Below are 20237 nucleotides of genomic sequence, written 5' to 3' on the forward strand. Positions count from 1 at the left end.
CGTCGCTCAACAGGATGATGGTGCTGGAGCTGGCGCGCTGCGAATGGATCGAACGCAAGGAGAATGTGATCGCGCTCGGTCCCTCCGGCACCGGCAAGACCCATGTCGCCCTCGGGCTGGGACTGGCTGCCTGCCAGAAAGGATTGCCTGTCGCCTTCGTGACCGCCGCAGCCCTCGTGCACGAGATGATGGAGGCCCGCGACGAAAAACGCCTCCTGCAACTCCAGCGCAAACTCGCCAAGGTCAAACTGCTGATCATCGACGAGCTGGGATTCGTCCCCTTGAGCAAAACCGGCGCCGAGCTTCTGTTCGAGCTGATCTCACAGCGCTACGAGCGAGGGTCGACCCTGATCACAAGCAACCTGCCCTTCGAGGAGTGGACCGAAACCTTCGGCACCGAACGCCTGACCGGCGCGCTGCTGGACCGGCTGACACACCACGTCAACATCCTCGAGATGAACGGCGAAAGCTACCGCCTCAATCAAAGCCGCGCCCGCCTCGCCGCCGCTAACAAATGAACCTCACAGAATTGGCCTGACGGCCAATGCGCCTTGGACCGGGCTTGCTATATGAGGGCCGCACGCTCCAAGGCGCTCGCCCCAAACTGGCCGACTTTTGCTCCGCCACAATGGCCGAATTTTACTCCGCCGTTGACAAATGACCGTTTATTGCGCTCACACGAATGTCTCACACCCGGAGCACACAGGGCGAGGACGGATCATTTGCTGATGGAGCTTAGCGCATGTGCCGCAACCTACATTCGTTCCAGATCGATCCCGCCGGTGATCGCTCGCCGGAAGCACCTGGCACCAGACGCTCTCGGAACGTGTACCAGTCGTTCATCGCCAATCTCAGCTCAGCTTCCGGCAACCGATCGCGGAACCCGTTCGCGGTACAGTGGCACCGCGCCAAACTATCTCGCTCGTACAGGTTCGCGGCATAGCACGCGTCCTCCAGGCGCACGTAAACACCCGGCCCCGGCGATGGATCGCTCTCTGCCTCGAAGACACCTTGCGGAAGAGCCACCGGGGGCCGTTCCTCCACGCTGGCAAGCAGCACCTCCCGCAATTGTTGCGTCACCGGACCGTCGCATCCCCCGATGGCCACCAGTCGCGCAGCATCCGCCGCGGCCCCGGCACCGATAGCTGCGGCCTGCCCCAAGCTTATCCGCCCTGCCGCCAAGTCCTGCGCCGTTGCCATGAGCCCCGTCGCATTCCCTGCAGCCTGCTTGGGTTCCCGCGTCCATGCGTAGTACTCCGCGAACTCGGGCAGAAGCATGAGTGTGCTCGTCTCACTCGATCGACTAAACTCGACCCCGAGGAGGTTCCGCACGACTGTCACAGTCGTATCCGAGAACGGCACTGCATCATCTGGCAGAAATGCCCTGCACCGCTGCTCGAGCCCGATGTGGAACCCAGCCACGTAATCCCGCAGGATCGGCGCATCGCGCCGTAGCCGATTTCCCTCGAACATGGCCCGCGTCGCGCGCGAGTTTTGGAATTGCGCGTAGAAGCCCGGCTGCTTGTAGATCAGCCCGCGCTCGTACACCTCCGACGCACGCTTTTCTTCCCTCTCGCGACCTTCATCCGCACGGCGCTGGCGTTCCGCCAACCAGTACGCCGCCTGTTCCTGAGGTGTCATCCGCGCATTTATGTGTTCCTGAGCTTTATCAGCGATCTGCTGCCAAGATGCTTTCGGGCCAAGGTATGTAAGCGCAAAGGTTATCGGATCGATGGGACGCGGGCGTCGGGCTTCGACATTGTCTTCAACGATTCGCCACAAATTCTCCGGTATGGGGTGTCCCAGCCGAACGTGGTAGATTCTTGTCCCCCGCGTCCACTCTCTTTTCTTCGCAATCTCGGTGAACGCCGCGATGTCACTCTCACGATCATCAGGCAAAAGCGTCGCGGCATCTACGTCGTGGACCGCAAGCACATGGCCGGGCGACCGCTGATCCGTCGTCACGTCATAATACGCCGTATTCCCAGCGATATACATCAACGTTCCGGAGAAGCCGTGTGATTCGACTTCCGCTGTTGCTGCCGCTGGATCGGCGGCGAGCGCAGCGACAGCTTCGGTCGGAGGCGCCTCGGACGCAGGCTCCGGTGCACCTAGGCTCGCGAGGTACGCTTGGGCTTCCGCCATCACGCACGTCATATCCTTTTGACAAGCTGTGCGTCTGTCTTGCCAAGTGCGGTGACGCTCCCACGCTACCGCCTGCTCTGTTGGTGGCATTCCTGCTGTGGCTGCGTAATAGGAATCTGCGACGCGTCGATCAAACCGCGCGACCTCCGGATTCCGGCAGATTTCGCTTTCCACCACGCCACGAAACAATCCCTGACAAGCGTACGACGGTTCATCGGGGCCGGCAATGCCTCTGGCGCAGTGGGACATAATTTCGCGGAGCGGTCTCGACAAATTGGAAACCGGGATCGACCGAATGACCTTCGTGCCATCCGTCGTCACGTCAATTGAAGCATCTTCAGGCGGGCTCTCAAGTCCACGAACGGGGGCTCGCGGTAAGTGGACAGTCGAAATCCTCGCATGCCATCCTCGATCAAGTGGAAGCTTTATCCGATCCACGTTCTTAAGTGAGATCGCGTAATAATCGCCCGGCACCTCATCCCAGATCGCATCCGAGACATCCATTCTGAGCGACACGCTGCTACTACCACCCGCCTCTGCACATGAAAGGGTGAGTTCTCGAGTTTCACCGTCTCTGTAAGCTGTCATCGGACCATTTGGTCCGCCCGAGAAGTACCAGCCCAACTCGGGCACGCCCTGCGCCTCAGGGATCGGTGCGGCTTCGGCTTGCGCCTGTGTCTGCGAAGTCATCAGGGGAACCTGTTCTGCGGGTTTCCGGTTGGGCGTTACAACCCGCGCAGTCTCATTCTGTTCCAGCGCCGGTGTCGCTGCGGGCGCTACGACCTGCTCGACGCGCGCTGGCACCTCAGGCACCGGCACACCGGCAAAGGCCGCAAGCTGGCCGATCCGAGTACGCGTCTCGGCCTCGATGCAGAGAACGCTGCCGACGCAGGCCTCACGGTTCTCGATGAAAGACCGTTGCTGCTGCACTAACGTGTCCGGACTCTGCGCCTTGGCCCGTGCCGCGCGGAATACATTGGCCAGGGCACGGTCCTGCGCCGCCAGAACCGGATCAGCGCAGATCGCCAGCTCCACCGGCGTCGCCGCCTTAGCACAATCGAAACTCGGCCCCTCCGCCATGTCCTCCTGCCCGATCAGGCGCGTACAGAATTCCCGCAAGTCTGAAAGCGCCCGGCTCGATCCACTGAGCGAAAAGACAGCGACCGTCCCGTCACCCGAAAGCCGAACACTGCCCCCTGCGGCCAACCGGTCCAAAAGCGGCGAGTTCAACGCGACGTTCGCACCAAACGCTTCATCGGCGGGCGAATAAACCATCGGCGCTGTGCCCACGGACTGACCGTCCACAAAGATCGTCACCGGCACTTGCCCCGTCGCAGCTCCGCCCATCCCAAAGAAGAGGTTGAGAACGCCCGGCTCATGAGGCCGGATGCCTTGCCTGGCCGGATATGCCGCTAGATCGGCACCTGGCCGTGTGCATTCCAGCCGCAGCGATTTGCCATTCGCTGTCGCTTTTGCCGAACCGCGCAGCTGGTGCTCGCCGGTCGCGAACTCCCACACTTCCTGCGCAGTGGCTGTTTCCCAAATGAGACATGCAGCGAGCGCTGCTCCAAAAACTTTAAGTCCGCTCAAATTGTTCTCCATAATTCTACTGACAGCATGAAATTTTTCGTTATGCGGTGTAAAGTAGTCACTTGCGGGTTCTGAGGGCGGGGTGCGTCCCGTTTGACGGATACGCAAAATGCCAAAAAAGACCGTTTTTGGCGCATAGGTTCTGTCAGGGGGTTTGTGTCCGGCGAGCGGGACAGACCTTGCGTTGACCGCTATTGCAAACGACAGAACAGTTCAGCCAGCGGGCTACTTCGCGGGAAGCGTGGATACGAAGGTTCGACCGCGCCTGATCCACCGATGTAGTGCCTCATCGGTGCCGATGCCGGGAGGATCGACAAGCACGAAACCACGCGGTCTTCGCCCGCCGGTCATCTCCATGGGGCGAACATGCTCTTCCGCCAAGGCCGTATCATAACCATCCCGCCCCACTCGGACCATGAGCGCATTGCCGGTCACTCCGCAGCACATATGATCGCCGATCATGAAGCACAGCGCCCCCATCATCTTCTGCTCGCGCAGCTCGCCCGCGTCTGACAAAGCGTTCCGGACACGGGCAGCAAGGGCTTCATCATAGGCCATGCGCAGCTTCAACGTTTCTCGGCTGCGATGATTTCTTGAAGCCGCATCAGGCTGGTTTCCCAACCGGCGCGGGTTTTCTCGCATACTTCAGCGTTTGGCAGTCCGCTATGCCGTAGCGTTAGTTGCACACCGTCTGATCGCGGCTCCAGCTCGTAGGTCAGCATCGCGGGTTCAAAGGGAGCGCCGACAGCCTTCCAGGTCTGCACGAGCCTGTTTGGCTCTTCGAAGACCACGAACTCTCCTTCAAGCTGGTAAGGTTGACCTCCACCGACGCCTGCGGCAGCCCAACGGCCGCCTTCCCGGACATCGCCGCTCCATTCCTGAGTGTTGAATACGCCCGGTCGGACCCACCAGTTGCAGATCTCCTTGGTTGTGAGCGCTCGGAACAGGCGCTCAGGCGAGGTTTCGAAAACTCCAGAAGCTTCGATTTCGCCTGTCTTCGGGTCTGTTGTAGCCCTCACCTCATCTTGAGCGTCGGGTGCATCGGCATCTGCCATGTTCATTCTCCTTTTCGACATTGATTGCAGACTACAAGTGGTAGTACGGTTTCGTAAATATGGACAAAAAGGATAGTATGGGATTTCCTATGGCGCTTGATAGCGACACCCATAAGGGGCCAAGCGTGTCCCTTCTGACCGGTCTCGACATGACCCACATCTCGCTCTGCCCGGCCATCGCGTTCAACAAGATCGTGGGAGGGCGCTACAAGCTACACATCCTGTGCGTCCTCCATCGTGGGCCGCAGCGGTTCGGCGAGATCGGACGCTCATTGGTCAAGGGCGGCTTGGGCAAACCAGTGACACCGCGCATTCTGAGCCGAGAATTGAAGGACATGACTGAGCTGGGCCTGATCGACCGGCGGGAGTATCCGGTTGTGCCGAAGAAGGTCGAATACTCTCTCGCACCGAGGGGCAAGGCTCTGCTTCCAATCCTAGCGGAAATCGTCCGATGGGGAGCGACCGGCGTCCATGAAGAGATTCTGGAGATTCCGAAACAGTGACACTACACGACAGGCGGACTCCTTGCCACTAGCCTCGTTTCTGACCTTCGCCGCGCCGCAAGATGTGCCAAAACTCAACCGTTTCTGTCACCGGCGGAAAGGACCGCTTTTGGTGCATTGTATTGGCTAGGGGTTTTTGTCCGCACCTTGGGATGAAGGTGAGATTGAGTACGGCACCGGCCTTCAGACGGCAGGTGCGGTTTTGATAGCCGGGGCAAAGGTGATGCGTCAGTTAGCCGAGGCTTCTTCTATTCCATAAAGGGCCCGGCTGCGGTTTGGAGAGATGACCAGCGCGGCCTCGTAGGCCGTGACTGCGCCTTCTTGTTCTCCCAACATCAAAAGCATGTCCCCGAGCTGTTCGCGCACCGGCAGAACATGGCTGGGTGTGACCGGCGCCTTGCCAACAGAGTCCTCGGTATCGGCGGCGGCCTCCATCGCTGCACGTGCTGCGCCGCGATTGCCAGCTCCGTACGCCACCCAAGCCTCCACCGCTCCGATCTGGGCGTCAGCCAATGTGACCCAGTATCCCATTCCGAGCTCCTCCATGACAGCGCGCAGTTCGGCCAGGCGCGCCAAAGCGCTTTCTGGGTCGCCACCGCTTCGCGCTGCGCCAATTCCTTGCGCAAACGCCACGATGGCCAGCGCATGGGGATAGCGCTGCCATTCCAAGCCGTCATACGGGATGTCCGGCAGAGCGGCGGCAGCCTCCCAATTCTCCTGTTCCAGCGCCAACCTTGCTGGTGCCGCAGCAACGGCGTAGGCGGTACCGAATACGTCTTCCATGTCAGCAGTGCCGAGCAGTTCAGCGACAGTGTCGGCGGCCTCGTCGGCGAGGCCAAGCTGGAGTTGCGCGTATGCGAGGTAGTCGAGCGCATGGGGATAGTGGTTTGACACTGTCCCGTCGATTGTCGGTTGCGCAAGTACCGCGTCGGCAGAGCGGCGGTTGAGATCGGCCGACTCTTCCCAACGACCGAGGCGGGTCATGATGTGGGCAGGCATGTGGAGCGCATGCGGGGTCTCAGGCGCAAGTGCGAGATAAGCCTCGACGAAGGGTAGCGCGGCCTCGGCCATTAGCGGTGAGTCGTAGGCGTGGATCAAGTAGTGGAGTGCGCCAGGGTGCTCGGGTGCCTGTGCGTACAGGCCCTCCAACAACGCTCCGGCCTCACGCTGCGCCTCCAGCCCTTTCGGACCCGGCCTTGCCACGGCAAGCATCGCGAGCGCGGCGAAGGCAGCGGCATCTTCGTCCTCGGGGTGATCCTCATGGACCTGCCTCTGCGCCTCGGCCCAAGCAGCGCGGCGGTCCGGATAGGTCTCCAGGTTTGGATCGTAGAACCGTACTACGGCATTGATGTAGGCGCGCTCGCGTGCCGTACCGGGATCGAGCTCTGCTGCGCGTGCGATGGCGGCCAGTCCGTCTTCGCGCTCCGCGGGCGACTGAATGCCCGGCCAAAGCGGGTGGAAGTTGCTCATTGCGATGCCCCATTGGGCCATCGCACAGGAAGAATCTGCCACGGCAGCGGCTTCGAACCGCGCTTCGGCCATGCGATACATCATGTGATGAAGCAGCAGGAGCCCAGTCGCGAAGTCCTCTTCTGCAGCTTGTGTGCAACTGGTCTCGAAGGTCACCACGCCAAGGTCGGCGTTGGCATCCTGAGCAGCAGCGGGTTGTTGGAACGCCAGCATCGCCAGCAGGGAGACCGAGGCGAAAGGAAGTTTCTTGAACGTCATAATATGTATTCCCAAATTGCAGCCTTCCTACCTGAACGCAGATTCGACTGGGCCGAAGGCTTTGACAGCGACTACAAGACTGTAGGGGAGGCCTTTTGCGCGAATGGTAAAACTTTGGTAAAAAGCCGAGGGAGGACTGCACGAAAGGGTCCGACGATGGCACCGCTTCAAGTTGATCTTTCCGGGCGCAGCGTCGTGCTGCGCGGTCGCGAGATCGCGCTTCGCTCAAAGACCTTTGACCTCTTGCGCGTACTCGTTGAAAGTCGCGGCCAGGCAGTCCCGGCCGAAGACCTAAAGAATCGTGTTTGGCCCGACCGGATGCCGTCCCGAGATACCCTGAAATCGACGGTTCAGCAGCTTCGACTCGCCTTGGGCGAAACGGCACGCAGGCCGGTTTTCATCCAGACCAAGCGGGGCTTTGGGTATGAATTTGTCGGTTCAGTGTCACTGACTTCAAGCCCTTTAACAGGACGACCGGACCGTGCATTCTCTGTCGCCGTCCTCTTGGAATATACCGATTGCGCGGACTTGGGCGTCATCGGCATTCTCAAGACACGCCTCGAGGACGAACTGAACCGGTTTGAGACGCTCCAGATACAATTCTCAGACTGCGTGAACTCAAGGATTCGGACGTTGAGCGAACTGCGGTTGGCTGGTCACCGGGTCGGCGCGGATTTCGTCATTGTGCTGAGGGCTTTTCGCAATGACCCTGAGTATCCGGCGCATGAACTTTTCCTGCAGGTCGTGCATGGCCACTCCGGAACAGTCATCTGGAGCCACCGCATCAGGGCTGATTCTAACAGGCTGTGCGAAGTCTTTCCAAGCGGCGTAGTCGCTCAGAGAGTTGAGAAAGAGGTTGTTCAATACGCAAATAGCCGATCTTCGCGAAGAGCGCCGCGCACTGCGATGGACTACTGTCAAATCGGCTTTGCGGTACAACCCGACAACAAAGGATTGAACGAAGAAGCACGGTGTGCCTTCGAGATGGCCTTGTCTTTGGATAATGGCAATGTTCTTGCCTGGTGTGGACTGGCCGAAACGCATTTCAATGATGCGTTTCATCAATATACCGAAGATATTGATAAGTCACTCGATACGGCGCTGCGATACGTTCAGCGGGCGACACGGCTGGGACCCACGACGAGCCGTCCTGCGTGGATTATGGGAAGGGTTCTTCAACTACGGCATGAGTGGAGACTTGCAGAGAAGGCTTTTGCGCGCGCCATCTTTCTTAATCCCAGCGACTCTGACGCGCAGTCGATGATGGGCTCCTTCTTGCTGCATGCAGGACGATCAGCCGAGGCTGTTCCCTTTCTGCACCGGTCAATCGCACTGAATCCGATCCACGAAACTAGGGCGTTTTGGGCTTTAGGCGCTGCTTTTTACAATCTGGGCCGATACGAGACAGCAATCGAAAGCCTCGATTCCATTTTGATCCGGCGTCCCAACTTTACTCGTCCCTACAGGCTCGTCGCGGCGTCGTTCGCCATGATGGGAAGGCCCGGTAGAGCCAGAGAAGTTACACGAACACATCTTGGTATGGACCCGAGCAACACCCTCTCTTCTGCGGAAAGTTACATGGAACGGGCTACCCGTAGTCGACGTGATATCGATCACCTTCTGACCGGTTTTGAGAAAGCCGGATTTCCGACTTAGCCAGAGATATAATTCATGCCAGAACTCATACGTTTCTGGCACCAGCGATAACCACCGTTTTGGGTCATACCTTCTGGCAGGAGGTTTATGTCCGGTGTGCGGACGGAGCGGGCGTTCGCTGCGCTATGCACGAACGTCCGCTTGCACCGCTTGGCTATCACGTGCGACGTCCGCCGCTGGACGCCGGGCAACGCTTCGATGCGGGGTTGGCCCTATTTGATAGCGACGACGTCGAAGTTGCGGACGTTGGCGACGACGCCGTCCTCCCAGCCGCCTTCGACCAGCGTACCGGCCTGCTCGTTGAGCAGTGCGGCGACCTGTCCGGCGAAGTGGGCGGCGCGCCCGTCCTCGTCTGCGAAGGCGTCGAAAATGCCGAACGTGTTCGCGTCATACTGGACCGCGACCCAGAATAGCGTGCCCGGCTCCGTCTCTTCGACGATGGCGCCGCCCGACGTCAGCAAATCAGCCAACGCATCCGCCTGCCCCTCCGCCGCGCGCAGGGCGATGTGGGTCGCCGTCGTGACGTCCTCGAGATCGACCGGCTGGCGGGCCGACAGGATCGTGCCGTTGTTGATGTTGGGCACCACGCCGCCGTCCCAGCCGTCGACGACCCAGTCGGCAGCGTTCGCGTTGATCTCGGCCGCGACCTGCCCCTCGAAATGCGCTTGCTGGGCCGCGGCGTTCACGAAGACGTCGAAGATGCCGACGGTGTCGTTGTCGCGCAGGCCGAACCAATAGGTCGTTCCGGGCTCGCCGTTGCGCACGATCCCCGCCGCCTCGGGGAGGTAGGCCGTGAAGGCGTCGGCCTGCGCCGTCACGGCGGGCATGGGGATGTAGCTGACGGGCTGGCCGGGGGCGATTTCCTGGGCGTGGGCCGATATGGCAGCGGCGGAGACGGCGAGGGCGCCGAGCAGCGGCTTGATGCGGGTGGTCATGGGATCTCCTCTCGGATGGCGGACGCAGACACCTTTATGGCCTCCGTCGTCCTTGGCCCGAAGATGAGGCGCAGGCCCGCTCGGCGCCAATCCCGATGCCCTATCGTTCGATAATCAGAATGTATGGACGAAGTCGTCTTTTGCCTGCTATGTCACCTTGTAGCGCACCACACGACCGGCATTCCATAACGATGAACGAGACCGCAGATGGAGATGAACCAAGTCCGCTACTTCCTCGCCGTCTGCCGCCACCGCAACTTCACCCATGCCGCGCAGGCGTCGAACGTGTCTCAGCCGGCGCTGACGACGGCGATCAAGAAGTTGGAGGAAGAACTCGGTGGGGTGCTCTTCCTGCGCGACCGGTCCGGGTGCCGCCTAACGTCCCTCGGCGATCTCGTCCGACCGCGTCTGGAGCGACTGGTGGCCGAGGCCGCCGAAGCGAAGGCCCAGGCCGCGCGCCACCTGCATCTCGACCGGGTACCGATCGTCATCGGCTTGGGCGAGACGATCGGGCAGTCACGCGTCGTCGACGCGGTCGGCCGCTTCCGCCGACAGGTGCAGAAAGCGGATGTGGAGCTGATCGTAGACCGAGCGGACGCGCTTGTGTCGGGGCTGCAAGACGGCCGGATCGACGTCGCGATCACCTCCGGCGGCGAGGTGCCCGATCTCTACCGCGCCGACGACCTCTACGACGAGGGCTACCGCGTGGTGATGGCGGGAGACCATTCCCTCGCCGCCGACGCGTCGATCACCCTCGCGCAGCTAGCAGACGCCGATCTCCTTGACCGGCCCAACTGCGAGATGCGCAACGCGCTCCACGCGGCCGTGGCCGAGCGGGACCAAGACCTCTACGCCGCCTATCGGTCCAACCGGGTCGACTGGCTGCTGAGCTTGGCGCGGAAGGGCGCGGGCGTCGTCGTGCTGCCGGAGACGGCCATTCCCGACGAGCCGGGCCTTATCAGCCGCCCGATCGTTGACGCGCCGCTCACGCGCACGGTGCGCGCGTTGCGCTACCGCCATCAGCCGTCCCGCCCGGAGGTCGAAGGCCTCGTGCGGGATATGCGCGCGTCCCGCAAGGCTCGATAGGGATCAGCGGCTCGCGAAAATCTAGGCGCACCCGTGCTGTCCCATTCAGGTGCGCCCGTGTGCGACGACCGAGTCAAACGGTTCGTGCTTTGCACTAGCTTCCTTGCCGGTTTCCTGTACGCTTCGGCGTGCGGGTCCAAAGCCATATGAAACTTCATGCTGCATCGGCGGCATGATCCGCCGAAGGCGCCCCTCATACTCAGCGCAGCATCAAAGAAAGTGGGCTCTGACCGGACCTCGGAGACAGTGCAGCATCTTGTTATATGCTGGCCTGGTCAACGTCGGGTTGTCGTTTTGGGAGGGCATGGCGGATCGGAGGATCAGTCATGGAAACACCAAACTTACCTGCCATCCGCGCGCTTCGTCCTGCTTGGAACAAGGGCCGCATCGTCGGTCAAAAGCGCCCCCTAAAGCCGAAACATGTCTGGGCGATCCGCGTGAGACTTGAGCTAGCGGAGAACCATCGTGATCTAGCGCTATTCAATATGGCAATCGACAGCAAACTCCGAGGTTGCGACCTGGTCAAGATGAAGGTCGTGGACGTGATGGCTGCGGGTCAAATCAAAGAGCGCGCTTCGGTTCTGCAAAGCAAGACCCAGAAGCCAGTACGCTTCGAGATTTCGGAAGGTACTCGTGCCTCGGTCGAGAAGTGGATGGAAGACGAGCTGATGGTTGGGTCCGAATACCTTTGGCCAGGCCGCTTTCACGAGCGGTTGCACATCTCAACACGCCAATATGCGCGGATCGTCCGGGATTGGGTCACATCGATCGGACTTGAGGCAAGCGCCTATGGGACCCATTCGATGCGGCGGACCAAAGTTACTCAGATATACAAGAAGACGGGTAATCTGCGTGCCGTTCAGCTCCTTCTAGGCCACACCAAGATGGACAGTACAGTCAGATACCTCGGCGTCGAACTTGAGGATGCCCTAGCCATAGCCGAAGCCATTGAAATCTAGAAACTTGGGGTCGCCTTCACAGGCGGCCCAAAGCCGACCTTGACCGGCGTTATCGTAGCCGCATTGCAGCTTCCCCAGAGCAGCCATTCATGTACCGCGCAGTATCCTGCAGGCCTGGACGGTCACTTTGCGGGACTTTGCTGCCGTTCATCCACCTCGCTCAAATGGCTGCTTTACGAAGTCGGGACAGCAACGGTCGCTCTCGCCGCCGGTCTAAACGTTTGAGTTTTTGCGTTTAAGGCGCTCCAGTAAGATACTGCACTGGCCTCATCCTGTTCGTGGAAGTAGGAGTTTGTGTATGATCGCTATCCAATCCTTGAGTCAGACTATCTTCCTTTTTTTAGCATTCGGGCTCCCTGTGCTCGCAATCGGATTGGGACTGTATATGCAGCCACGTTTGTTGGCCGCGGCATTTGTTGGCCAGTTTGCGATAATGATCGTTTACCTGAGCACGCTCTATTACTTAGTCGAAACTGGAAGGTATCCCAGAGCTACTGGGATGGAGGGCATTGCCTTGTTTGTTGTGCCAGCAATTTACATGGCATCTGTATTTGTAAGCACGGTTGTTTACTTTGTCGCAGCTTCAATTTCACGGCGACGGCGAGGCCGATGATCGCCATTCGGGCAACACGCAGCATTTGTGACTTTGGGCTCTCTCCTGCCATCCGAGGCAGCGCAGCATCCTGTGGTACACTATTTCTGTCAACGTCGGGTTGTCGTTTTGGGAGGGAATGGCGGATCGGAGGATCAGTCATGGAAACACCAAATTTACCTGCCATTCGTGCATTGCGCCCTGCTTGGAACAAGGGGCGCATCGTCGGACAAAAGAGACCACTGAAACCGAAACATGTCTGGGCGATCCGAGTCAGACTGGAGCTGGCGGAAAACCACCGCGACCTCGCACTGTTCAACATGGCGATCGACAGCAAGCTGCGAGGCTGTGATCTGGTGAAGATGCAAGTCGTCGATGTTATGGCGTCGGGCCAAATCAAAGAGCGCGCTTCCGTTCTGCAAAGCAAAACCCAGAAACCAGTACGTTTCGAGATTTCAGAAGGCACTCGAGCCTCGGTGGAGAAGTGGATGGAAGACGAACTGATGGTCGGATCCGAATATCTTTGGCCAGGACGGTTCCACGAACGTCTGCACATCTCAACCCGTCAGTATGCTCGCATTGTCCGGGACTGGGTCACTTCAATTGGACTAGAAGCAAGTGCTTACGGCACGCATTCCATGCGGCGCACCAAAGTCACCCAAATTTACAAGAAGACAGGCAACCTTCGCGCTGTTCAGCTCCTGCTGGGCCACACCAAGATGGACAGCACAGTCAGGTATCTTGGAGTCGAACTTGAGGATGCTCTTGCCATCGCTGAAGCCATTGAAATCTAGGGCAGATGGGCCGCCTTCATGAGCGGCCCATAGCCGCCCTAGTGCACCTCCTGAAAATGCTGCGGTGGCAACCCGCTTTCCTGCCATTCGCTGCATATGAGAAGCTATAGATATGCCAATGAAAAACGGAAAGCTGCGGCCGCAGCTGGCCACGTCCCGCGTTGCGGCGCCTTCCCGATTTCGGGGCGCGCTATGGCATGCGGCGTTACTGATCAGCGACGACGATCTTTGTCCGCCACGCGTCACATGACGCAGCCAAATCTCTGGGCAGCGGCCTATCCGTAAAAAATGTGTCGATATCGGCGAGCGACGCAATCCGCGCCGGGGCGCTGCGCGACAGCTTTGACTGGTCGGCTACCAGATAGGTTTTGCGGGATTGGCGCAGGATGGCCTGGCTGACGGTCACTTCCTGAATGTCGAAATCCAGCAAATCGCCCTCGACGTCGAGCGCGGAACAACCAATCACCGCCAGATCGAATTTGAATTGGCGAATGGTCTCCGTGGCCAGATTGCCGACCAGACCGCCATCGGCGCGCCGCAGCTGGCCACCTGTCACGATAATTTCGCAGTCCCTGTTGCCGGCAAGAATGTTGGCCACGTTCATATTGTTCGTGACCACCATGAGGTTTTCATGATGCATCAGTTCCTGTGCGACGGCCTCGGTTGACGTGCCGATATTGAGAAACAGCGAAATGCCGTTGGGGATCTCGGCGGCACAGGCGCGGGCCATGGCGCGTTTTTCTTCAGCTTTGAGGGCACGGCGCTCTTCATAGCCGATATTGGTCGTGCCTGACGGCAAGACCGCCCCGCCATGCACCCGTTCCAGCCGACCCGCATCGGCAAGGTCGGTCAAGTCTCGGCGAATGGTCTGCAGTGTAACGTCAAAATGCCGGGCCAGCCCTTCGACCGTCACCTTGCCTTCACGACGCGCGATCTCAAGAATTTCGGGATGGCGGAATGTTTGCGACATGATCTTCCTTTTCACCAATGTTCGTTTGTGGCCGGGTCCATGCCGGTTTGGGGTAGGAGAATCGCGAAAAACGAGTGAAAAGGCAATAAAAATTCTTCTGTTTGGCGCTGTGCTGGCTGTAATCGCTCGGATTTACGCCAGATAAGCCTTTGATAAACGGGTAAAAGTGTAAAACCGAACACAAACGAAAAAATAGTTGTTGCGATATGTCGGTGATTTCGCCACAAATGTGGCACAACGCGCTTGGAGGAGAATCGCGTGGAACACCCGAACGATACGGAAATCACTGACCTGTTCATCATTGGTGGCGGCATCAATGGCTGCGGTATCGCCCGGGATGCGGCGGGCCGTGGGCTGACGGTGGCGCTGGCCGAGATGAACGACCTTGCTTCCGCCACATCTTCGGCGTCGACCAAGCTGTTTCACGGCGGGCTGCGCTATCTCGAATATTTCGAATTCCGGCTGGTGCGCGAGGCGCTGATCGAGCGTGAAACACTGTTGAAGGCGATGCCGCATATCAGCTGGCCGATGCGTTTTGTGCTTCCATATCATAAGGATATGCGTTTTGAGTCGGATACGCCAACCTCGAAACTCCTCAGCCTGTTCATGCCCTGGATGAAAGGGCGTAGGCCCGCATGGCTGATCCGGCTGGGGCTGTTCATGTATGACCATCTGGGCGGACGCAAAATCCTGCCCGGCACGGCAACGCTGGATTTGACCGGCACCACCGAGGGCGCGCCGCTGCAGGATCGCTTTGCCAAAGCCTATGAATATTCCGATTGCTGGGTCGAGGATTCGCGCCTTGTCGTGCTCAATGCCCGTGACGCCGAAGCGCGTGGTGCACATATCATGACCCGCACGCAGGTGGTCAGCGCGACCAACGAAAACGGCATCTGGCGCATCGAAACGCGCAATACCGAAAACAACCATCTGCAAACCTTTTATGCCCGGATGCTGGTAAATGCCGGTGGTCCGTGGGTTGGCGACATCATCCAGACCAAAGTGCGGCTGAACTCGCGCGAAGGTGTGCGGCTGGTGCGCGGCAGCCACATCGTGACCCGCAAACTCTACGATCACGACAAGTGCTATTTCTTTCAGGGCACCGACGGGCGGATCATCTTTTCGATCCCCTATGAGACCGATTTCACCCTGATCGGCACCACCGACGCGGAACATGCCGACCCGTCGGTCAAACCGGAATGCACGCCCGAGGAACAGGACTACCTGCTGGGCTTTGCCAACCAGTATTTCAAACAGCAACTGACCCGCGATGATGTGGTCTGGACCTATTCCGGGGTGCGTCCGCTTTATGATGACGGCGCTAGCAGCGCCACGGCGGCGACGCGGGACTATACGCTAAAGGTCGATACCAGCGCGGGCGCGCCGGTGCTAAATATTTTTGGCGGCAAGATCACAACCTACCGCCGTCTCGCGGAAAGCGCGATGGACAAAATCGGGGAGCACCTGACGCTGGCCAAGGGCAAATGGACTGCGGGCGTTCCCCTGCCTGGTGGCGATTTCCCGGTGGATGGCGTGGCGGGCCTGATGGCCGATCTGCAATCCCGTTTCCCGTTCCTGAGCGATTTCTGGGCCAGGCGGCTGGTACGCGCCTACGGCACGGAAGCCTCCGACATCCTTGGCAATGCGGAGCAAGCTTCTGATATGGGTCAGGATTTTGGCGCCACGCTGACTGAGGCCGAGATCGCTTGGCTTATGACACATGAATATGCGCGCACGGCAGAAGACGTGATCTGGCGGCGTAACAAACTGGGACTGCGTTTGAGCAAAGAGCAGGTCCAGGCACTTGACGACTGGATGGCGCAGCGCCGCCATCCATCACCCGCGGCGGCGGAATAAGGAGGAGGACCTGATGACGCTGGAACTGAGAGGCGTATCAAAGACCGTCGAGGGGCAGACCCATATCTTCCCGACGGATCTGACGCTGGAAAAAGGCACGATGAATGTGCTGCTTGGACCGACCCTGTCGGGCAAGACATCGCTGATGCGGCTGATGGCCGGGCTTGATGTGCCCGCCACGGGGCAGGTCTTTTGGAACGATCAGGATGTGACCGGACAGCGGGTTCAGGATCGCAAGGTCGCGATGGTGTATCAGCAATTCATCAACTACCCGTCGATGAGCGTGTATGACAACATCGCCTCGCCGATGAAGCTGATGGGCGTGAACAAGGCCGAGATCGACACCCGCGTGCGCGAAACCGCGGAGTTGATGAAGCTCACCCCGATGCTGGAGCGCAAGCCGCTGGAGTTGTCAGGCGGTCAGCAACAGCGCTGTGCGCTGGCGCGGGCGCTGGTCAAGAATGCCGGTCTGGTGCTGCTCGATGAGCCGCTTGCGAACCTCGACTACAAGCTGCGCGAAGAGCTGCGGGTCGAGATTCCGAAAATTTTCGAAGCTTCCGGCTCGATCTTTGTCTACGCCACCACGGAACCCGAGGAGGCGCTTCTGCTGGGCGGCAATGTCGCCACCCTGTCCGAAGGCCGCATCACCCAGTTCGGCCCGACCCCGTCGGTCTACCGCCAGCCGGTGGATGCCACCACGGCGCGGGTGTTCTCGGACCCGCCGATGAACTTCCTGCCGATTTCCAAGACCGGCAACCGGATCATGTTCGGCGACGGTCAGAGCGCGGCGGCGACAGGCAAGCTCGCGGAACTGGCCGATGGCCGTTACACCGCCGGGTTCCGCCCGAACCATCTGGAAATCAATCAGCATTCTCCGGATGTCATGCAATTCGCCACCAAACTGTCGGTGACCGAGCTGACCGGGTCGGAGACCTTCGTGCATCTCGACCATTTCGGCGAGCGCTGGGTCGGTCTGATCCATGGTGTGCATGAGCTGGAGCTGGGCGCGCGGCTCGATGTCTGGCTGGACCCCCGCCATGTCTACATTTTTGGCGAAGACGGCAAGCTGGTGGCACCTGCCGCTTATGCGCTCGCGGCCTGAGGGAGGGAACCATGGCCAAGATCACACTTGATAACCTCGCGCATTCCTACCTGCCCAATCCGGGCAGCGAAGATGACTTTGCGCTGAAGGAACTGAACCATGACTGGACCGACGGCGAAGCCTATGCGGCTGGGCTCGTCGGGCTGTGGCAAGTCCACGCTGCTCAACATCATCTCGGGGCTTTTGCACCCGAGCCAGGGCCGCATCCTGTTTGATGGCAAGGACGTGACACACGCCCCCACCGCCGAACGCAATATTGCCCAGGTGTTCCAGTTCCCGGTCGTCTACGACACGATGACCGTGCATGACAATCTTGCCTTCCCGCTGCGCAACCGTGGCAGGGACGAGAGCTATGTCGCGGAGCGCGTTCAGGAAATCGCCCGCATGATCGGCATGGAAGACATGCTGCGCAAAAAGGCGCGCGGTCTCACCGCCGATGCCAAGCAAAAGATTTCGCTGGGCCGTGGCATGGTGCGCAAGGACGTGAACGCGCTCTTGTTTGACGAGCCGCTGACCGTGATCGACCCGCATATGAAATGGGAACTGCGCACCCAGCTGAAGCAGCTGCACCATGATTTCGGGCACACCATGATCTACGTCACCCATGACCAGACCGAGGCGCTGACTTTCGCCGACAAGGTTGTGGTCATGTATGACGGTCGCGTTGTGCAGATCGGCACGCCCGAAGAGCTGTTCGAGCGTCCCGAGCATACTTTCGTCGGCTATTTCATCGGCTCGCCCGGCATGAACGTGATCCCGGCGCGGATCGACGGCAACAAGGCCTATGTGAACGGCTCCTATGTCGAGCTCGCGCAGGGCTACAAGCCGCTGGATGGCAAGGTCGAGATCGGCGTACGCCCGGAATTCGCGCGCCTGTCGCAGTCCGAAGGCCTGCCGGTCAAGGTGCGCCGTGTCGAGGATGTGGGCCGTCACAAGATCATCCGCGCCGAGTTCTTTGGCAGCGATATCAATATCATCGCGGGCGAAGACGACCATATCAGCGCTGATATGAACCGGGTCACATTCGATGCGAACCGCGTCAATGTTTACGCCAATGACTGGCGCGTCAACGGGAGGCCGCGTGATGGAGGGCCGTCCGATCCTGACACCGCAACAGATCATGGAACGCCAGATCCAAATGGTTGACCGTTTCCTCGATCAGGCATCCGCACAAATCGCGCGCCCCGTGGCGCACTCGTCCGGGGAGGGGGCGAAGTAATGGAAAAGACAGTCAATCAAAAGGCATGGTTTCTCGTCTTGCCTGTGCTGCTTCTGGTGGCCTTTTCGGCGGTGATCCCGCTGATGACCGTGGTCAACTACTCGGTTCAGGACACGTTTGGAAACAACCAGTTCTTCTGGGCCGGGCTTGAATGGTTCGAAGAAATGCTGCGCTCGGAGCGCATGTGGGACGCGCTTGGCCGTCAGCTCATGTTCTCGGGCATCATCCTGGCCATCGAGATCCCGCTGGGCATCTTCGTGGCGCTGAACATGCCGAAATCGGGCTTCTGGTCGTCCTTCTGCCTCGTGCTGATGTCGCTGCCGCTGCTCATTCCATGGAACGTGGTCGGCACGATCTGGCAGATCTTTGGTCGCGTCGATATCGGCCTGCTGGGCTACACGCTGGACGCGCTTGGCATCAACTACAACTACACGCAGGACATTCTAGCGGCCTGGGTCACGATCATCGTCATGGATGTATGGCACTGGACCTCGCTTGTGGCGCTGCTGGCCTTTGCCGGTCTGAAGTCGATCCCCGACGCCTATTATCAGGCGGCCAAGATCGACCAGGCGTCGCGCTGGAAGGTGTTCCGCTTCATCGAACTGCCCAAGATGATGGGCGTGCTGATGATCGCGATCCTCTTGCGCTTCATGGACAGCTTCATGATCTATACCGAGCCGTTCGTCGTCACCGGCGGTGGCCCCGGCAACGCAACCACGCTGCTGTCGATCGACCTCGTCAAGATGGCGCTGGGACAGTTCGACCTTGGACCGGCCGCGGCCTTCTCGATCATGTATTTCCTCGTGATCCTTCTCATCTCCTGGGTGTTCTACACCGTGATGACCAACCTCGAAAAGCGGGAGGGCTGATCCATGGCCGATATGACCGTAAACCAATTCTCATCCCGCGGGCTGTCTCTGCCCAAGATCAACAGCAGTCTCGTGGTGATGACCCTCTATCTCCTGTTCCTTCTGCTGCCGATCTACTGGCTGCTGAACATGAGCCTGAAGACAAACACCGAGATCCTGAACGAGTTCACTCTGTTCCCGCGTGACCTGACATTCGCCAACTACGCCACGATCCTGACCGATCCGGCCTGGTACATGGGCTATGTGAATTCGCTGATCTACGTGACGCTGAACACGGTGATCAGCCTCGCGGTGGCGCTGCCTGCAGCCTATGCCTTCTCGCGCTATCACTTCATGGGCGACAAGCACTTGTTCTTCTGGCTCTTGACCAACCGGATGGCACCGCCCGCGGTTTTCGCGCTGCCGTTCTTCCAGCTCTATTCGTCGGTGGGCCTCTTTGACACCCATATCGCCGTGGCGCTGGCGCACTGCCTGTTCAACGTGCCGCTCGCGGTGTGGATTTTGGAAGGCTTCATGCGCGGCGTGCCCAAGGAGATCGACGAGACCGCCTATATCGACGGCTACAGCTTTGGCGCCTTCTTCGTGAAGATCTTCACGCCGCTGATTGCCAGCGGAATCGGGGTCGCCGCGTTCTTCTGCTTCATGTTCTCATGGGTGGAACTGCTCTTGAGCCGCACGCTGACCACCGTGGATGCGAAACCCATCGCCGCGATCATGACCCGGACCCAAGGGGCATCGGGCATCGACTGGGGCGTGCTGGCGGCTGCCGGTATCCTGACCATCGTGCCCGGCGCGCTCGTGATCTACTTCGTCCGCAACTACATCGCCAAGGGCTTTGCCCTGGGTCGCGTGTAAGCCTGAAGAAAGGGAGGATTTCCAATGGACTGGATGGCATGGACCTGGCCGACCGCGATCTTCTTCGCCGTCATCGCCTCGCTGCTGATCACCTTCACGGTGTTGGCCATTAAATTCCCGGAAACGCCCCGCACGGGCATTCTGCGGATCGAAACCACGAGGGGCGACCGGCTCTTCATCACCCTTCTGGGCTCGGCCTTTATCAATCTGGCCTGGCTCGGGATCGTTGGGGCGCAACAACCTTACGCCCTCATCGTCTGCCTGATCTACGCCGCCGCGGTGTTCCGCTGGGTGTAGCCACAGGCACCCGTGGCCGGGACAG

17 protein-coding genes and 1 pseudogene are annotated in these 20237 nt (G+C 59.7%); 12 read left to right on the top strand and 6 right to left on the bottom strand.

The window, feature by feature from the left end:
* On the top strand, positions 1-518 hold a 518-nt coding region (gene istB, locus J3R80_RS16410; protein WP_275394878.1), incomplete at its 5' end, for an IS21-like element helper ATPase IstB.
* Between the two features lie 217 nt (positions 519-735).
* Here the strand turns inward: istB and J3R80_RS16415 are convergent.
* From J3R80_RS16415 to J3R80_RS16425, 3 genes are all read right to left on the bottom strand, one after another.
* A complete protein-coding gene (locus tag J3R80_RS16415) occupies positions 736-3747 on the bottom strand; it encodes a lysozyme inhibitor LprI family protein (RefSeq protein ID WP_275394879.1) in 3012 nt (1003 codons plus the stop codon).
* Between the two features lie 213 nt (positions 3748-3960).
* The gene (locus J3R80_RS16420; RefSeq protein WP_084354084.1) at positions 3961-4293 is read right to left on the bottom strand and encodes a TfoX/Sxy family protein; all 333 of its coding nucleotides are present in this window, start codon (positions 4291-4293) and stop codon (positions 3961-3963) included.
* An 8-nt stretch (positions 4294-4301) separates the two neighbouring features.
* Positions 4302-4790: an SRPBCC domain-containing protein gene (locus tag J3R80_RS16425; protein ID WP_179141525.1), complete on the bottom strand. Its 489-nt coding sequence runs from the start codon at positions 4788-4790 to the stop codon at positions 4302-4304.
* 59 nt (positions 4791-4849) lie between these two features.
* Here J3R80_RS16425 and J3R80_RS16430 point away from each other — a divergent pair, with 59 nt between their 5' ends.
* The gene (locus J3R80_RS16430; protein WP_275394880.1) at positions 4850-5293 is read left to right on the top strand and encodes a helix-turn-helix domain-containing protein; all 444 of its coding nucleotides are present in this window, start codon (positions 4850-4852) and stop codon (positions 5291-5293) included.
* A 228-nt stretch (positions 5294-5521) separates the two neighbouring features.
* Here the strand turns inward: J3R80_RS16430 and J3R80_RS16435 are convergent, their stop codons facing one another.
* On the bottom strand, positions 5522-7021 hold the full coding sequence (locus tag J3R80_RS16435; RefSeq protein WP_275394881.1) for a hypothetical protein: 1500 nt from the start codon (positions 7019-7021) through the stop codon (positions 5522-5524).
* 156 nt (positions 7022-7177) lie between these two features.
* On the opposite strand from J3R80_RS16435, the gene J3R80_RS16440 reads away from it, so the two are divergent.
* The gene (locus J3R80_RS16440) at positions 7178-8677 is read left to right on the top strand and encodes a winged helix-turn-helix domain-containing protein (protein WP_275394882.1); all 1500 of its coding nucleotides are present in this window, start codon (positions 7178-7180) and stop codon (positions 8675-8677) included.
* A 212-nt stretch (positions 8678-8889) separates the two neighbouring features.
* Here J3R80_RS16440 and J3R80_RS16445 read toward each other — a convergent pair whose 3' ends face one another.
* Positions 8890-9612 carry a hypothetical protein gene (locus J3R80_RS16445; protein WP_275394883.1) on the bottom strand — a complete coding sequence of 241 codons (723 nt, stop codon included), beginning with the start codon at positions 9610-9612 and terminating at the stop codon, positions 8890-8892.
* A 207-nt stretch (positions 9613-9819) separates the two neighbouring features.
* Here J3R80_RS16445 and J3R80_RS16450 point away from each other — a divergent pair, with 207 nt between their 5' ends.
* The 3 genes from J3R80_RS16450 (at position 9820) to J3R80_RS16460 (ending at position 13043) form a co-directional block, all read left to right on the top strand.
* Positions 9820-10698, top strand: coding sequence for a LysR family transcriptional regulator (locus J3R80_RS16450; protein ID WP_275394884.1), 879 nt, complete (start codon positions 9820-9822; stop codon positions 10696-10698).
* A 326-nt stretch (positions 10699-11024) separates the two neighbouring features.
* Entirely contained in the window at positions 11025-11657 is a 633-nt protein-coding gene (locus J3R80_RS16455) for a tyrosine-type recombinase/integrase (RefSeq protein ID WP_275394885.1), read from the top strand.
* Between the two features lie 753 nt (positions 11658-12410).
* A complete protein-coding gene (locus J3R80_RS16460) occupies positions 12411-13043 on the top strand; it encodes a tyrosine-type recombinase/integrase (protein ID WP_275394886.1) in 633 nt (210 codons plus the stop codon).
* A gap of 205 nt (positions 13044-13248) precedes the next feature.
* Here J3R80_RS16460 and J3R80_RS16465 read toward each other — a convergent pair whose 3' ends face one another.
* The gene (locus J3R80_RS16465) at positions 13249-14013 is read right to left on the bottom strand and encodes a DeoR/GlpR family DNA-binding transcription regulator (RefSeq protein ID WP_095587535.1); all 765 of its coding nucleotides are present in this window, start codon (positions 14011-14013) and stop codon (positions 13249-13251) included.
* Positions 14014-14271: 258 nt separating this feature from the next.
* Between J3R80_RS16465 and glpD the strand changes: the two genes are divergently transcribed.
* From glpD to J3R80_RS16495, 6 genes and pseudogenes are all read left to right on the top strand, one after another.
* The gene (gene glpD / locus J3R80_RS16470; RefSeq protein WP_095587536.1) at positions 14272-15870 is read left to right on the top strand and encodes a glycerol-3-phosphate dehydrogenase; all 1599 of its coding nucleotides are present in this window, start codon (positions 14272-14274) and stop codon (positions 15868-15870) included.
* Between the two features lie 13 nt (positions 15871-15883).
* Positions 15884-16972: an ABC transporter ATP-binding protein gene (locus tag J3R80_RS16475; protein ID WP_191285024.1), complete on the top strand. Its 1089-nt coding sequence runs from the start codon at positions 15884-15886 to the stop codon at positions 16970-16972.
* An 11-nt stretch (positions 16973-16983) separates the two neighbouring features.
* Positions 16984-18118: pseudogene (locus tag J3R80_RS16480) on the top strand (ABC transporter ATP-binding protein).
* A 72-nt stretch (positions 18119-18190) separates the two neighbouring features.
* Positions 18191-19060 carry a sugar ABC transporter permease gene (locus tag J3R80_RS16485; RefSeq protein ID WP_191285025.1) on the top strand — a complete coding sequence of 290 codons (870 nt, stop codon included), beginning with the start codon at positions 18191-18193 and terminating at the stop codon, positions 19058-19060.
* Positions 19061-19063: 3 nt separating this feature from the next.
* Positions 19064-19915 (top strand): carbohydrate ABC transporter permease, encoded by an 852-nt coding sequence (locus J3R80_RS16490; protein ID WP_095587540.1) that lies wholly within the window; start codon positions 19064-19066, stop codon positions 19913-19915.
* 24 nt (positions 19916-19939) lie between these two features.
* Positions 19940-20212 (top strand): DUF2160 domain-containing protein, encoded by a 273-nt coding sequence (locus J3R80_RS16495; RefSeq protein ID WP_095587541.1) that lies wholly within the window; start codon positions 19940-19942, stop codon positions 20210-20212.
* Positions 20213-20237: the final 25 nt, after the last annotated feature.

The organism is Aliiroseovarius sp. Z3, assembly GCF_029105185.1.
GTDB lineage: Bacteria > Pseudomonadota > Alphaproteobacteria > Rhodobacterales > Rhodobacteraceae > Aliiroseovarius.